The sequence below is a fragment of the Streptomyces sp. WAC 06738 genome, assembly GCF_003945505.1.
In the GTDB taxonomy this organism is placed as follows: domain Bacteria; phylum Actinomycetota; class Actinomycetes; order Streptomycetales; family Streptomycetaceae; genus Streptomyces.
Window position 1 is genome coordinate 5,672,878 of sequence record NZ_CP029618.1, and the last position, 15,714, is coordinate 5,688,591.

Consider the following 15,714-nt stretch of genomic DNA (forward strand, 5'->3'; position numbering starts at 1 on the left):
CGACCACGAGCCGGTCCACCCGAGGGGAGGACACCGTGTTCCCCACCTGGCAGCGCTTCACCGACCGCCACCCCCGCCTCGTCGAGGCGGCCCTGCTGCTGCTCGTGGCGGCCGTCACCAGTCGGCAGCACGCCGGCGCCGCCCACGGCTGGGCCGCCGGGCAGCCGCTGGTGGCCGCGGCGCTGGTCCCGCTGCCGTGGCGGCGCCGCCACCCGGGCCCGGTCGTCGTCGCCACCGCCGTGTGCGGTGCCGCGTCCGCGGGCCTGGGCTATCCGCTCTCGCTGCCGCTGCTGGCGCCGTCGGTCCTCGCGCTGTACGAGCTGGCCGTACGCGCTCCGCAGCGGACCGTCTACGCCCACTACGCCCTCGTCCTCGCCATGGTCGTCCCCGTCGCGCTGCTCGCCGAGAACGAGGAGCAGGACTGGGCCGAGGAGTCGGTCGGCCCCGTCTTCTGGCTGCTGCTGCCGGTGCTCGCGGGCATCGCCGTCCAGGCGCGGCGGGCGTACCTCGACGCCGTGCACCTGCGCGCCGAGCACGCCGAGCGCACCCGCGAGGAGGAGGCCCGCCGCCGGGTCGCGGAGGAGCGCGTACGCATCGCCCGCGAGCTGCACGACGTCGTCGCCCACCACATGGCGCTCGCACACGCCCAGGCCGGCACCGCCGCCCGGCTGGCACGCACCCGTCCCGAGCAGGCCGGGGAGATACTCGGCGAGCTGACCGGCACGACGTCGGCGGCGCTGCGCGAACTCCAGGCCACCGTCGGGCTGCTGCGCCAGCCCGGCGACCCGGAGGGACCGGACGGATCCGGCGGACCGGGCCTGCCCGGCGGCTCCGGGGAGCCGCTGGAGCCGGCGCCCGGCCTGGACCGGCTGCCGGAGCTGGTCGCCGCGTTCGCCTCCGCGGGGCTGCCCGTCGCCGTCGCCGCCGAGGGCACCGAGCGGCCGCTGCCGCCGGGGCTCGACCTCACCGCGTACCGGATCGTGCAGGAGGCGCTGACGAACGTCGCCAAGCACGCGGGCGCGGGCTCGGCCCGGGTGCGGCTCGCGTACGCGCACGACCTGCTCACCGTCAGCGTCAGCGACGACGGCGGCGCGGGCCGGCCGCCACCGCCGCCGGGCGGCGGCTTCGGGCTGATCGGCATGCGCGAGCGCGCCCGCGCCGCGGGCGGCAGCCTGCGCGCGGGCCCGCGACCGGACGGCGGCTTCACGGTGACCGCGGAACTGCCCCTGCCCGTACGGCAGGAGACCCCCGTCGCCCCGGCGCCCGAGCCGGCCACCGAGCAGGACCCCGAGCCCTCCGGAGAGCCCCGATGACCGTCCGCGTCCTCCTCGCCGACGACCAGGCCCTGCTGCGGGCGACGTTCCGGATCCTCATCGACTCGTACCCGGACCTCGAGGTCGTCGCCGAGGCCGCCGAGGGCGGCGAGGCCGTCGAACTCACCCGCGCGCACCTCCCCGACGTCGTCGTCATGGACATCCGCATGCCCGGCACCGACGGCCTCGCCGCGACCGAGGCGATCTGCGCGGACCCGGAGCTGGGGCAGGTGCGCGTGCTCGTCCTCACCACGTTCCAGACCGACGAGCACGTGGCCCGCGCGTTGCGCGCCGGCGCCGCCGGCTTCCTCGGCAAGGATGCCTCCGCGGACGAACTCGTCGACGGCATCCGCACGGTCGCCGCCGGCGACGCGCTGCTCTCATCGGCCGCCACCCGCTCGCTCATCGCCCGCTTCCTGGCCACCCCCGAGCCGGGCGCCGCCCGGGCCACCCCGGAGGACCTGGCGGTGCTCACCGCGCGGGAGCGCGAGGTGACGGCGCTGGTCGCGGCCGGGAAGTCCAACGCCGAGATCGCCGCGGAGCTGGTCGTCAGCCCGCTGACCGTACGCACCCACGTGCAGCGCGCGAAGACCAAGCTGGCCGCCCGCGACCGCGCCCAACTCGTCGTCCTCGCCTACCAGTCGGGGCTGGTGCGGGCCCCGGAGTGAGCGGGCGGGACGCGGCGCGGATCCGGGCGGCGCGGCGGGGGACGGGAGAAGAGGAAAGCGGCCCGGTGAGGAACTCCCCGGGCCGCTTTCGGCATTTCGGACACTGTGCGGATGCCCGAGCACGCCAAAGAGATCGCGATGCGGCGATCTCACGCACCACCGCCCGGGCGCGGCCGCCAGTCGAGCGCGGGCGCATGGTTGAGGATCTCGTTCTCCAGGTGCTGCAGCGCGGGCCGAGGATCGATCCCCAGCTCCTCCGCCAGCCTGCGCTGGTTGGTGCGGAGCACGGCGAGGGCGTCGGCCTGCCGGCCGGCCCGGTAGAGCGCCAGGCTCAGCAGCTCGCAGCCGTACTCGCGCAGCGGGTGCGCCTGCGTGAACGCCTCCAGCTCGGCCACCGCCATCTCGTGGGCGCCCACCGCGAGCAGCGCGGCGCACCGCCCCTCGATGACCGAGAGCCGCAGCTCCTCCAGCCGGGCGACCTCGGGCCGTACGTAGGTGGTGTCGGCCACCTCCGCGTAAGCCTGTCCCCGCCACAGCATCAGTCCGGCTTCCAGTTCCCGCAGCGCCTGCTGCGGCTTGCCGCGGTCGAGGGCTTCCCAGCCGGCGCTGGCGCGCTCGCTGAACCGGTGCACGTCGACCTCGACGACGTGGTTGTCCAGCAGGTAGCCGCGGCCGTAGGTGCGGAGCACGGTCGCGGGGGTGCGCGGTGCGCGGTTGGGTTCGAGCACCCGGCGCAGGTTGGCCACGTACGCCTGCAGAGAAGTGATCGCCGAGGGCGGCGGGTTGCCGGTCCACAGCTCCTCGACGATGACGTCCACCGCCACCGGCTGGCCCACCTTGCTGACCAGCAGGGCGAGCAGGGCCCGCTGCTTGGGTGCGCCCAGATCTAACAGCCGACCGTCGACGACGGCTTCGATGGGGCCGAGCGCCCGGAACTCCGCCATGGGCCGGGGCGGATCCGGGATCGTGGACGGCTGCGCAGGGCTCCAGCGGATCGTGCGCGAGGCGGGTGGAGGCGCGGTCGGCGGCGCCTCCGGGAGAGCCGGCTCGCCGGGCGTGCCGACGGTGACGGTGGACGTGGTGGATTCGAGTTCGAGGTCCAGTTCCTTGGCGAAATACACCTTTAATATCTCGTTGGCGCGGCGGAGTTCCTGCACCTCGCGCTCCAGCTCCGCGATGCGCCGCGCATCACCGTTGCCGGTTCCCGTGCGCTGCCCGCCGTCCGTGTGGGACTGGCAGCTTCCGCCCAATCCAGCGCCGATAACCATCGTGTCGACGTTGGTTCTGTCGTTCGTCATCTCTGAACTCCCAACATCTCACCGCCTTTTCCGGGGCGCCTGGCCACGGCCGGGTGTCGGCCGGGTCGGCTGCCGGCCGTACAGCCAAGCAGGATCCGGTCACCGTACGCTCCGTGCGATGTACGCGGGTGGATCTGCGTGGCGCTCTGGAGAGCGCTCTCACGCCGCGGCATGACAACGGCCCGCCGGTGGCGCGGCGCAAGGGGTGTGCGCGGCCGGGCTACCAGGCGGTAAGCGGAGACGACGTGCGCCGCGTCAGAGAGCGTAGGCGCCGTAGGGATTTGCTGCCGAGAAGCAGCAATCTCAACTGGAGTTTCGTGAAATTCGACTTTTGCCGGATTTGACGGCCAGGAGTTCTGAATCTGACCGCGAGGCCAGTGGCCGGGTTCCGGCCCTGCGTCGATCATTAGCATTTCTGCTGCCCCCGTGTTTGTCGTCCAGTCCCCCGAGACTGGCCGGGGGCCAGCGTAGCCGTGAACCTTAATCCAGTCAAGGCCCGGCAATGCCGACTGCGGGTTTTACGCGGCCGGTACACAACGCAATGGATCTTCGCCTTGCCGGGCACTGAGAGCAACGATCGATCTAGGGGCTTCGACCCTTTTCTCCCCGGCTATTCGATCCCAACATCGCCTACCGGTGTTGTCAACACAGTTCCGAAGGTGACGCGGCTCTCCTGATCCGGTACCCGCTCGTTCCCGCACGTCGAAGGTGTGATCGATTGTCCCGGCCGGGAGGCGGGGGGCAAGGTCCTGCCATCCAGCCGGAACGTAGCAGGAACTTGCTACTCCGACGGCTGCTGTGACGTTTTCGCAAGATCGCCTACGGGCTTCCCTGCGGCGCCCCCGCGCGGGTGGATGCCCAGGTGGTAAAGGGTACGTCAAGTGGAAGCCGGACGGAAGGAGGGGTTCCGAGTCCGGCCGGCGGGAGCGGGTGGCGTAGACCTTCTGTCAGCACCGCGGGGCCCTCCATGCGCGTAGCAGAGCGTGACTGCGACCGTCGTCCTGCGGCCCGCGCGAGCGGCGCCGGGGGAGTGCCGGCGGGCGGCAAGCGGGGCAAAGTCGGCAATGAAATTTCATCCCGGTCCGCGAGGAACGGACCGGATGCGGCTCCGTGGCTGGTCCGGGGCCCAGACGGATGTCGATCTTCACCTTTCCCGTGCCGGGTTCAGGTGATTATCGCGGCGAAATAATCCGCTGTTTGCCGAGACGTTACCCGGCCGCCGGGCCGTACTCGCGGCGCTACCCGTCGCCGTGGATTTCCCGCCGTTCTCGAATTACCAGGGTGCTGAATTCAATCCGGCGCGGCGGCCCGGTGGAGCGTCGGGTCCTTTGCAGAGATTGCGGAAGCGGAATCTATCCGGCGGTGCCCGCGCCCGCGACTCGGGGGGCGCCGCCCGCCGGGCGGTGATCGCGTCGGCGGCGCCGGCCGCGGGGGAGGGGGCGTACGCCTGAGGCGTCCCGCCGAAGGGGTGCCGGCTGCGCGCCGCGCCGAACACGGTGAGGGTACGTCCGGACTCGTCCGGCTTTTCCCTTTTCGCGCCGAAGGAGGCGACAGTCCCCCACACATGACAGTTGGCAAGCGCGAAATGTGACCGACGATCTTGAAGAGATTTCCGGTACACCGTCGCGCGCCCCCCGCCCCGGCCGCGGGGGCCCGGCGCGCACCGCCCCCGCGGCCCCTGCGGGGCCGGTCGGCGGGCCCGTTCGCGGATTGCCGCCAAGCCGGCGCCAACCCGTTCGATAGTGCCGGCCAAATCACCCGCCCGATGCTGAACACGCACGCAGCATCGGTAAAGAGACGTCGGCCGGACGGTGTCGGGGAGGCTCATCCGGAAGCTCCCGCTTCCAGATCGTGGGGATGACGGCAACGCTCGGTCTCGGATGCCGCTTTCTGCGGTTCGGCGGCGGCGGACGGAGACTGCCGGGACCCCCGGTGTGCTGCCCGAGCCGTCACTCATGGAAGGCCGAGCATGGATGCCATCGAAGTTCCGGTTCTGATCGTCGGCGGCGGCGGGTGCGGCCTGTCCGCCTCCATCTTCCTGTCCGACCTGGGCGTGGAACACCTGCTGGTCGAGCGGCACACGGACACGTCGCGACTGCCGCGGGCCCACTACCTCAACCAGCGCACCATGGACATCTTCCGGCAGCACGGGCTCGTGGACGTCGTCCACGAGCACTCGGCGCCGGTGGAGATGTTCGGCAGGGTGCGCTGGCAGACCTCGCTCACCGGCGACGGGCCGCTGGACGCCCGGGTCATCCACGAGATGGACGCCTTCGGCGGCGGCGCGCTGACCGACGTGTACGCGGAGCACGGCCCGGTGCTCCCGGCCAAGCTCCCGCAGCTGCGGCTGGAGCCCGAGATGCGCCGCCGCGCCGAGAAGGACAACCCCGGCGGGGTCCTCTTCGGCCACGAGCTGACGGCCTTCACCGACAAGGGCGACCGCGTCGTCGCCGAGATCCGCGACGTCGCCACCGGCGGGACCTCGACGGTCACCGCGCAGTACGTCATCGCCGCCGACGGCGGCCGCACCATCGGCACCCAACTGGGCGTGCGGATGGAGGGCGTGCCCAGCATGCTCAACGTCACCACCGCGTACCTCACCGCCGACCTCTCCCGCTGGTGGCACGACGGCACGATCATCACCTGGTTCGTCAACCCCTACCGCCCCGACTTCTCCTGCACCCTGATGGAGATGGGGCCCACCTGGGGGAAGAACTGCGAGGAGTGGGCGCTCCACTTCAACCCCGGCGACGCCGACCGCGGCGACCCCGACGCGATGATCGCCCGGATTCGCGAGGTCCTCGGCATACCCGACCTGGAGCTGACCCTGCACCGGATCAGCCAGTGGACCGTCGAGGGCGTCGTCGCCGACCGCTACCGCCAGGGCCGTGTGCTGATCGTCGGCGACTCCGCGCACCGCCAGCCGCCCACCACCGGCCTCGGCCTCAACGGCGGCGTCCAGGACGTGCACAACCTGGCGTGGAAGCTGGCCGCCGTCGTCTCAGGCAGCGCCGACGACGGCCTCCTCGACTCGTACGAGGCCGAGCGCCGCCCCGTCGGCAAGCGGAACGTCGAATGGGGCCTGTCGACCTGGTTCCACCACAAGGTGGTCACCGAGGCCGCCGTCGGCCTCGGCGCCCACATCCCGGTCGAGCGCCGCACGTCGGTGTTCGCCGCCTTCTTCGACTCCTCCCCGGTCGGCAGGGCCGTCCGGGCCCGGGCGGCGGAGATCCTCAACACCCACCGCTCCGAGTGCCAGGCGCTCGACCTGGAGGTGGGCTTCGCGTACGAGGAGGGGGCGCTCGTCACCGACGGGACGGAGCCCCCGGCCCGCGCGGCCCTGCTCAACGAGTACCACCCCACCACCCGGCCCGGGCACATGCTCCCGCACGCCTGGATCGAGCGGAACGGCGAGCGGCTGTCCACCCACGACCTGGTCGGCCGCGCCGGCGGCTTCGTGCTGATCGCCGGCCCGGAGGGGAAGGCGTGGTGCGACGCGGCCTCCGAGGCGGCCGAGAAGCTCTCGGTCCCCCTCACCACGGTCCGCATCGGCGACGGCGCCGAGTACACCCCCGCCGACGGCCGGTGGGCGGCCGTCCGCGAGATCACCGACGACGGTGCCGTCCTGGTACGCCCCGACCACCACGTGGCGTGGCGGAGCAGGACCGCCGGTGACGACCCGGCCGCCGCGCTGGGCGACGCGCTCTCGCGCATCCTCGCCCGCGGCTAGCACGACAGCCGGCCCCCCGGCGGCACAACACCGCACGGCAACAGCACGACGGCGAGGAGGCGGCGGCTCCGGGACACGATGCCCCGGACGCCGCCGCCCCTCGACCGCGCCCGCCGGACCGACCACGGCCGCGGCGCCGCCCCCCGTCCCTCGCGCGCGTGCTCGGCTCGGCCCCGGGTCACATTCACCCCGCCGTCCCTGTCATGAAGGTTGGGGGTGTATATCCGTCACACACGACAAGGAGACGATCGTGGCAACACAGAGCGCAGACTCTGCTGCCGGGCCCGACCCGGGAGCGGGCGGAGTGACGGAGGCCGACCCCAAGCGGTGGCTCATCCTCGTCGTCATCTGCGTCGCCCAGCTCATGGTGACCCTTGACACGACCATCATGAACCTCGCGCTGCCGTCGGCGCAGGAGGACCTGGAGTTCTCCATCGCGGACCGGCAGTGGGTCGTGACCGCGTACGCGCTGGCGTTCGGCAGCCTGCTGCTCTTCTGCGGCCGGCTCGTCCTCCTCTTCGGCCTCAAGCGGGCCTTCATCGTCGGCGTGGTCGGCTTCGCCGGCGCCTCCGCCGTCGGCGGCGCCTCGACCAGCTTCGAGATGCTGGTCGGCGCCCGCGTCGGCCAGGGCGTCTTCGCCGCCCTGCTGGCGCCGGCCACGCTGACACTGCTGACCACGACGTTCACGGACCCCAAGGAGAAGGGCAAGGCGTTCGGCGCCTTCGGCGCGGTCGCGGCCAGCGGCGCGGGCCTGGGCCTGATCATCGGCGGCACCCTCACCTCCGGCCTGTCCTGGCGCTGGTGCATGTACGTGAACCTGGTCTTCGCCGCCGTCGCGCTGATCGGCACAGGGCTCCCGCTCGGCCGCAACGGCGGGTCCCGGGGTGCACGTGCCCGGCTCGACATCCCGGGCGTCGTGCTGGTGTCGAGCGCGATGTTCTGCGTCGTCTACGGCTTCTCCAACGCCGCGAACGAGGACTGGAGCACGCCGGAGACGTGGGGCTTCCTCATCGCCGGCGCCGTGCTGCTGATCGCCTTCGCCGGCTGGCAGGCGCGCGCGGCGCACCCGCTGCTGCCGCCGCGCGTCGTCCTCGACCGCAACCGCGGCGGGGCGTACCTGACAATGCTGGTCTTCGGCGCCGGCGCCTTCGGGTTCTTCCTCTTCGTCATCTACTACATGCAGAACACGCTGGACTACTCGGCGATCACCTCGGGCGTCGCGCTGCTGCCGATGATCGTGTTCACCGCCGTGGCGGTGAACATCGGCAACATCAAGATCATGCCCAAGTACGGCCCCAAGCCGCTGGTCATCGCGGGCCTGGCGCTCAACGCCGTCGGCACCGCCTGGCTGACCAACGTGGAGGTCGACTCCTCCTACGCCTCCGCACTCCTCGGCCCGATCGTGATCTGCGGCTACGGCATGGGCTCCATCTTCGCCGCGGTGCTGCAGACCGGCACTGCCGGCGTACGGCCGCAGGACGCGGGCATTGCCTCGGCGAGCATCCAGGTCGGCCAGCAGCTCGGCGGCTCGATCGGCATCGCGCTGCTCAACACCATCGCGGCGAGCGCCATCACGGACTACGTGACGGAACACGCCCAGGGACCGCCGACCGAGGAACTTCTCCAACTGGCCGCGGTCGACAGCTACTCAACCGTGTTCTGGTGGTGCGCGGGCCTGTTCGCGGCGGGCGCCGTCATCTGCGGCCTGCTGATCCGTTCCGGCCCGCTGCCCGCACCGGCGTCGGGGGCACAGCCCGCGGACAAGGACAAGACGGAGAAGGCGCACTCCTGACCCCGACGACGACCGGCACCGGCGGCACGCCGGAGCGGCACACGACCCCCGATCACGTCTGGACCGGGCGCGGACGGCGGCACTCCACCGGCCGGCCGACCGCACTGCCCTGGGTCGGCACCGCGCTGACCAAGTGAACGCCAAGTCGTCGGTATGCGGTGGCCAAGCGGGGTGCCGGATGCTGGACGGGCTCTTCGGGAAGGCACGTTCACGGTCTTTCTGAGCAACGACGCTGGTCTGGGTGGAGGGCCTCGTGAGCCGGAATGCGATGCACACGCGTGGTTTGTATCTGGCTCCTAGAACAACCCTGAGAAACGCCGCCGACACCCGGCGGCGTGCACGTTCACCAAGGAGATTCGCGATGAGCGTCCGCATGTTCCGTGCCAAGATCAAGGAAGACAAGGTCGAGACCGCGGAGAGGGCCGCGAAGGAGCTGTTCGCGGCGATCGAGGAGGCCGAGCCGGAGGGCGTGCGGTACTCCTGGTGCAAGCTGCCCGACGGGCAGACCTTCGTCCTGGTGGTGGACCTGGAGGACGACGAGAAGAACCCGCTGCTCACCATGCCCGCGTTCCTGGAGACGATGAACGGCCTGAAGAACGAGTGGATCTCGGAGCCGCTGTCCGTGGAGCCGATGACCTCCGTAGGCACGTACCGCCTCTTCTACTGAGAAGCCCGTCCGCCGCCGTGCGCCGCCAGACCCGGCCCCCCCGCCGGGTCCTGTCGGCGCCCGCCCCGCCCTGACCCATGTCCCGCAGCTCACCCAGGTTTTCGTCCGCCCAAGGGCGACACGGGCATTCCCGGGCGGCCTCGGCGACGGCCGTTGAGGGGCCGAAAACACGAAAAAGGCCGGGCAGGGCGCGGTGCTGCGCGCCCTGCCCGGCCGTCTCAACGGGGCAGTGGGGCGGGCCGGTGCCCGCGAAAGGGGTCAGTCCTTGACCTCGCCCTTGATGTATCGCTGCACGTGGTCACCCACGGCTATGAGGCTGGCCCACTCGTTGGCGGGCATGTCGTCGACGGTCCCGAGACCGGGGCCGCCGGCCCAGGCGGGGCCCCGTGGGGTGGACCCCGCCGTAGCGGCCGAGATCGGCCGCCGTCTTGTCTGTGCGCTGTCCGACGGCGCTTACGCCGGGTAGTTCCCGTAGCGCCGTTCCCGCCGCCGGAGGTCCTTCATCGCGGCGTCGAAATCCGCTCGCGTGATGTCCGGGAACAGCACGGGTGAGAAGTGCAGTTCGGCGTACGGGGACATCAGCGGGAAGAAGGACGACATCCTGATCGCGCCGCCCGTGCGGATGAGGTAGTCGACGTTCTGCGGGACGTAGGCGTTTTCTGCCAGGATCTCCTCGGTCATCTCGGGGATCTTACCGTTGAGCTTGTTGAAGATCTGGACGACCTCCTCGGAGAGGGACATGCCCATGATGTAGTGCAGGGTGAAGCCGGACTCCTTGTTCGACTTGTCCCGCAGCTCCTCCAGCTCGATGAGGTACTGCTCGGGAACCAGGTGGAGCGATCCGGAGAAGTCGAAGTTGAGGTCGTCGTGGACGCGCCTCACGATGTCGTTGAACGCGACCAGGAACGTCGTCACCGCAGGCTCGGGGCGGCTGAAGTTCGCGGCTGAGGAGGTCGTGATGTACAGGGTCTTGACGCCGTCTTCCCTGGCCCAGCCCATGAACTCGATCAGCTTGTCCGCCATTGCCTTGTAGCCGCCGTCGAGTGAGACGCCGTTGGCCTTGGACCAGCGGCGCATTCCGTCCGGCAGCAACATCAAATTGGTCACCGTTATCTCCTTGGGTTGCGTGATCCGTTGTTTCGGAGGTTCGTGCTCTCGTGACCGCGGTCAGTCCTCGACGTCGCCTTCGACGTGTCGGTGCACGAACTCGTAGGCCATGTCGCCGAACTGCATGCCGAACTCCACGGACCTTTCGGCCGTCTTCGTGAAGTTCACGCCGGCCGACACCCGGCTCATCGCGGCGTCCCGGACGAAGTCGGTCCAGGCGGCGATGAGGTGGTCGAGCTGCGCCATCGAAATCGTCACGTACAGCTGCACCCAGCCGTCGAGGTCCAGGTCGTGGGCCATTGCCGCGGCCCTCGTCGCCAGGAGGACGCCCAGGTGGTTGTTGCTGAAGAACTCCCGTAGTGCCGGCTACGCGGCAAGAAGCACTACGTCCGGTCTTTGAACGTCTCCATCAACTTGATGCCCACGTGCCCGGCCGAGATCTGGTAGTACGTAGAGACGTCGATGAATTCCCCGTCAGGGAACCATTTGACACCGAAGAGGTTCATGAGCTCGCCGGGGTACGCGTACGGTGCGGAGGTCGCGAACCGCGCGATGTGCGGCTCTATGGGAGCGGGCACCTCCGCCGGATCCACCCTCCTGCCCGGCGGCCGGGCGACGGCGACCCGCACGATCGTCGAGGAATCCCAGCTGAGGGTGACATTGCACCGCATCGAGCCGCTGACGAACTTCAGCATGTCGTCGTTCGGCTCGTGCAGCCCGACCTCGCGCAGCAGGGACCGGTACGCGCTCGGTTCCGGAACTCCGTCGGGGGTGAACTGGAAGTACAGGTTCATCGTCTTGCGCTTGTAGTCGACCCCGACCATCGCCACCTCGTGCAGGCCGGTGCGGGCGAAGAGGTCGGCGTTTTCGGCCACGGCCGGGGCCACGGACGGGATCTCGGCCAGCTTTGCCACCGGCTGCAGGTCCCCCGGGAAGTGCACGTAGAGCTTCTTGAAGCCGCCGGCGACCCCGCAGTCGACGAAGTGCTCCCTGATCGCCCATCGTCCCTGCAGGTCCGAGACCAGAGAGCCGATGGGGTGGTCCGTCTCGGTGACGAAGCCGTGCGACAGCGCGTGGAGGTAGGGGTCACCGATTCCCGGAGATGCGGTGAAGCTGTAGTCGAGTTCTCCCGCGTGGCGCTCGCCGGTCTGCAGACTGAAGACCATCAGAGCGTCCTCGATCGATCCTCCGAATGCCGAAAGATACGGCCAGACGTTGTCACGGGAGCAGGGCGCACCCACTATCCGAGCCGTCTCTTCGATGGCCGAATACACTCTCTCAAGCTCAGCGGTTCCGGGCATACGCCACTCCAAGTGGTGAAGGTGAGTGTGGGTCTCAACAAGGGAATCCGGAATTTCGGATTCGGGGCGCCCGCGGAGCTCTGTGGCGGAGCATGCGACGGTTGACGTCGAGAAACGTGGGGCGCAGGCAACCGACGCCACGTCGGTGCCGAGATGAGTCTACGCAAGAAGGCGGACTCCAGCTATACCATCCTATTTATAGGTTCTTCGGTGCTGGTCGTCAAGCCCTCCGCCGACTTTCATCGCAGATGCGCGTGGTACCGGTCCGTGTCCTGCCGTGTTTCGTACACAGGACACGGACCCGGCACCTGGTACCGCCGTCCGGATCCGTGATCCGTCAACACCGGTGGGTCAGCCCTCCTTGGTCGCGCACAGGATGGCCGGAGTCGGAATGACCTCCTCGGCATCTCGGCGGTGTCCTTTGTTATCGCCTGGGGCCCCTTTCCTGTCTCCTGTGAGGCTGTGCGGGTTTCGCAGGACGGTCCGGGTGCCGCCACCGGGCCCGGCCGCCCGGCCGCCCGGCCCGGGCGGCCGGGCGGGCCGTGACGGGCCGTCAGGCCCGCGCGGGTGTGCGGCCGGGTGCGGGGGGCGGGCTTATCCGGCGCGTTTCGTGGCGGACAGAACGGCTTCCACGGGCAGGGCGTGCGGCAGCATGTCGGCGGGGTCCTCGGCGACGGCCTTGGTGACGGTGAACCCGCATTCCTCCAGCCACCGCTGCCACGTCGACATCTTCTGCGCCCCGCCCTGGCCCATGGCGCAGCCGATGAAGAAGGACGGGAAGAAGTCGACGGTGTAGTTGTCGGTGTCCTTGATGTTCTCGGGGAACACCGGCACCAGGACGTGGACCTGCCCGCCGGGGTCCATCGACCGGTTGACGGCTTCGAGGATCCGGAACACGTCGCTCTTGTCGAACATGGGCAGGAAGTGCTTGATCAGCACGACGTCGAAGCCCTTGGGGACCTCCTCGAAGACGTCCCCGCCGATGAACGAGCACTGCTCCGCCACGCCGTGGGCCCGGAAGTTCTCCAGGCACTCCTTTTCCTTCTCGGGCAGGTCGAAGGTCGTCACCCGAAGCCCGGGGGACGCCTTCAGCTTGCACGTGTGGATGGCCCCGAGGCCGGTGTTCCCGGCGAGATCGAGCACATTCGATCCGGCCGGCACGTCGATGTTGTCGAAGAACCAGGGGTCGATGTGGGCGGTCTCGCCGTTCATCAGCCGCGCCCAGGGCTCGCGCAGTTCGCTGTGCTCGGCCAGCGCGCCGTACAGGTTCCCCTCGAACCCGTAGAGCTTGTTCAGGCCGACGGTGGTGCCGGTGCGCACGCTGTCGGTGAGGTAGAACAACTGCCTGAGCGTGACGGCCTTGATCATCTCCATGCGGGCGAGTATCTGGCGCAGGTCGTCCTCGCCGATGTCGGCGAGCGCGTCGAGGGAGTAGCCGCCGGAGTCCTCGTCGTAGGCGAGCAAGCTCTCCTTGACCAGCAGCAGCAGGAGCTGTTCGACGGCGTCGGGCTTGGCGCCGACGGCCTGGCCGAGTTCGGCCGCGGTCATGCCCGGGGTCTGCCGGAGCTTGTCGATGACGCCGAGCTCGAAACAGGACAGCAGGGTCATGAACCGCGAGGGGCCCACCATGTATTCGCGAAATCGCGTGAACGTGGCTTCCGGTGTCAAGGTAGTGGTCCTTTCCGAGTCTTTCGTGCCACGGCCGTGGCAGGTAACTGATCACAAGTCATGCGTCCGCTGCTGCTCCCCTGCACCCGCCGCCCGCCCCGGTGTGCGGCGGCGTATCCGGGCAGGGCGCGAGAAGCGGGGCCTTCCGGCACCCGTGTACGGGTGCCGGAACGCCCCATTTCTGCTCCGGCGGGGGCGTCAGCCGTTGCCCTCGCCCTTGACGTGCCGCTGTCCCAGCTCGTCGGTGCCGAAGAACCGCCGCGCCGTCTGCGACGCGGCCGATGCCACGGTGGTCGAGCCCGACCCGTACTCCGGGTGGTCACCGGTGGGCAGGAAGAGGAAGGGGCCACTCGTCGGCCCGGATGTCGTTGACCGTGCCCATGCCGATGCCGCCCCAGGCGGGCGGGATCAGCCCAGCCCGCGGATGCGCAGGAGCTCGCCACCGTTCGGTTCGTTGGTCCTGTTGGTGAGGTAGACGTCGCCGTTGGGCACCACCTCGACGCCACCGGGGTGCACCAGACCTTCCCGGGCCAGCACGGTGTGGTCGCCGTTCCGCTCGATGCGCACCAGCCGGCCGGTGCGGTCGGGGGAGGCGAGGCTCTTCTCGGCCATCTCCAGCACCAGCACCCGGCCCTTGCGGTCGATGGCCAGGTCGATGATATTGGTGAAGCCGGTCGAGACGAGCTGCCTTTCCTGCCCGGGCGCATACCGCCACACCCTGGCGGCGCCGACCGGGAACGGGAAACCGGTCAGCTCGCCGACGTAGTAGGAGCCGTCCTGGCCGCGCGCAATGGCGGTCGGCGCGGGGTCGACCGTCGTGTTCTCCGCTCCCGGTATCCGCGGCGGCACATCGAACACGCTGGCCTTGCCGTTGTAGTCGACGTGCATGATGTCGTCCGCGGCGGTGTCCGCGATGGTGCTCCCGGTGGCGTCTGTGACCATGCCGTAGGGGTTGGACTCGACCACGACGCCGTCCGGGTCGTGCTCCTCTTCGTAGGCCAGCAGGTCGGCGAGGAGGATGATCTCGTCGTCCTCGGTGATGCGGACGATCGTGCCGAGCGGCATCGCGTCAGGACCGAAGCTGGCCCGGTCCGCGCTCGTGACGTCGTAGCTGAGCCCGATCGAGGCGCGGAAGTCATCGGGCGAGCCGCTGCCGGGCAGCGGGTTCACCTCGGTGATGCCCATCGCCTCCGGGCCCCGCGCCTGCGAGTGCACGGTCAGCGCCGGCAATCCGGTCACGATGCGCTTGCCGCGCGCGTCTCCCGGTTTGTAGGTGAAGATCGCGCCGGTTTTGGTGAAGCAATACGCGGGGGGCTCTCCGCATGTCTCCCCGGCCTCGGCGACGAACAGACGGTGCGCCTTCCAGTCCCAAGTGACCTTGCGTGGGCTGTCCAGACCAGTGGCCAGGGTTTCGATGGTGGCGTGTTTATCGGGTGTCGCGGGGGCGGACTGGCTGCTCTGCGCGCTCGGCAGGGCGAAGGCGAGAACGCCGAAGGTTGCCGCCGGTATCGTGAGGAACCTGAGGCTACGGTGTAGTGACTGCATTGTTCGTCTCCTGGACAAGGGGCTCGTTCGTACCTAGGCTGCATCTAGCCGGACTCAGACTCAGACTGAGGATGGGCTGGACGAGGCTTGCGATCGGGGCGGGTTGACGCGTCTCTAACTCTTGACGCGTCTCTAAGACGAGTTCTCCCGCGTGGCGCTCGCCGGTCTGCAGAATGAAGACCATCAGAGCGTCCTCGATCGATCCTCCGAATGCAGAAAGATACGGCCAGACATTGTCACGGGAGCAGGGCGCACCCACTATCCGAGCCGATTCTTCGATGGTCGAATTCACTCTCTCAAGCTCAGCGGTTCCGGGCATACGCCACTCCAAGTGGTGAAGGTGAGTGTGGGTCTCAACAAGGGAATCCGGAATTTCGGATTCGGGGCGCCCGCGGAGCTCTGTGGCGGAGCATGCGACGGTTGACGTCGAGAAAAGTGGGGCGCGGGCAACCGACGCCGCGTCGGTGCCGAGATGAGTCTACGCAAGAAGGCGGACTCCAGCTATGCAATCCTATTTATAGGTTCTTCGGTGCTGGCCGTCAAGCCCTCCGCCGACTTTCATCGCAGATGCGCGTGGTACCGATCCGTGTCCTGCCGTGTTTCGTGGACAGGACACGGACCCCAG

General features: G+C 69.6%; 11 protein-coding genes. 5 read left to right on the forward strand and 6 right to left on the reverse strand.

The annotated features are described in order from the left end of the window. The first annotated feature begins 35 nt into the window (after nucleotides 1–35). The gene (locus DMB38_RS25195; protein WP_125937070.1) at nucleotides 36–1,313 is read left to right on the forward strand and encodes a histidine kinase; all 1,278 of its coding nucleotides are present in this window, start codon (nucleotides 36–38) and stop codon (nucleotides 1,311–1,313) included. Further along, complete coding sequence (locus DMB38_RS25200; RefSeq protein WP_125937071.1) at nucleotides 1,310–1,981, forward strand: response regulator transcription factor; 672 nt, start codon at nucleotides 1,310–1,312, stop codon at nucleotides 1,979–1,981. The genes DMB38_RS25195 and DMB38_RS25200 overlap by 4 nt, the downstream gene beginning before the upstream one ends. Before the next feature lie 149 nt (nucleotides 1,982–2,130). Here DMB38_RS25200 and DMB38_RS25205 read toward each other — a convergent pair whose 3' ends face one another. After that, a complete protein-coding gene (locus DMB38_RS25205) occupies nucleotides 2,131–3,249 on the reverse strand; it encodes an AfsR/SARP family transcriptional regulator (protein WP_240662744.1) in 1,119 nt (372 codons plus the stop codon). 1,999 nt (nucleotides 3,250–5,248) lie between these two features. On the opposite strand from DMB38_RS25205, the gene DMB38_RS25210 reads away from it, so the two are divergent. The 3 genes from DMB38_RS25210 (at nucleotide 5,249) to DMB38_RS25220 (ending at nucleotide 9,468) form a co-directional block, all read left to right on the forward strand. Next, entirely contained in the window at nucleotides 5,249–7,009 is a 1,761-nt protein-coding gene (locus DMB38_RS25210) for an FAD-dependent monooxygenase (RefSeq protein WP_125937072.1), read from the forward strand. 250 nt (nucleotides 7,010–7,259) lie between these two features. Then, complete coding sequence (locus DMB38_RS25215) at nucleotides 7,260–8,801, forward strand: MFS transporter (RefSeq protein WP_276314972.1); 1,542 nt, start codon at nucleotides 7,260–7,262, stop codon at nucleotides 8,799–8,801. A 361-nt stretch (nucleotides 8,802–9,162) separates the two neighbouring features. After that, nucleotides 9,163–9,468 (forward strand): hypothetical protein, encoded by a 306-nt coding sequence (locus DMB38_RS25220; protein WP_240662454.1) that lies wholly within the window; start codon nucleotides 9,163–9,165, stop codon nucleotides 9,466–9,468. Between the two features lie 453 nt (nucleotides 9,469–9,921). On the opposite strand, the gene DMB38_RS25225 is transcribed toward DMB38_RS25220, so the two are convergent. The 5 genes from DMB38_RS25225 to DMB38_RS25245 form a co-directional block, all read right to left on the reverse strand. After that, entirely contained in the window at nucleotides 9,922–10,575 is a 654-nt protein-coding gene (locus DMB38_RS25225) for an undecaprenyl diphosphate synthase family protein (protein ID WP_125937073.1), read from the reverse strand. 60 nt (nucleotides 10,576–10,635) lie between these two features. Beyond that, nucleotides 10,636–10,875, reverse strand: a complete 240-nt coding sequence (locus DMB38_RS25230) for a hypothetical protein (protein ID WP_125937074.1) — start codon at nucleotides 10,873–10,875, stop codon at nucleotides 10,636–10,638. Nucleotides 10,876–10,958: 83 nt separating this feature from the next. Next, complete coding sequence (locus DMB38_RS25235) at nucleotides 10,959–11,876, reverse strand: aromatic prenyltransferase (protein ID WP_125937075.1); 918 nt, start codon at nucleotides 11,874–11,876, stop codon at nucleotides 10,959–10,961. Between the two features lie 594 nt (nucleotides 11,877–12,470). Then, nucleotides 12,471–13,505 (reverse strand): methyltransferase, encoded by a 1,035-nt coding sequence (locus tag DMB38_RS25240; protein WP_125939259.1) that lies wholly within the window; start codon nucleotides 13,503–13,505, stop codon nucleotides 12,471–12,473. A gap of 447 nt (nucleotides 13,506–13,952) precedes the next feature. After that, nucleotides 13,953–15,089, reverse strand: coding sequence for a ScyD/ScyE family protein (locus DMB38_RS25245; protein ID WP_125937076.1), 1,137 nt, complete (start codon nucleotides 15,087–15,089; stop codon nucleotides 13,953–13,955). Nucleotides 15,090–15,714 lie beyond the last annotated feature (625 nt).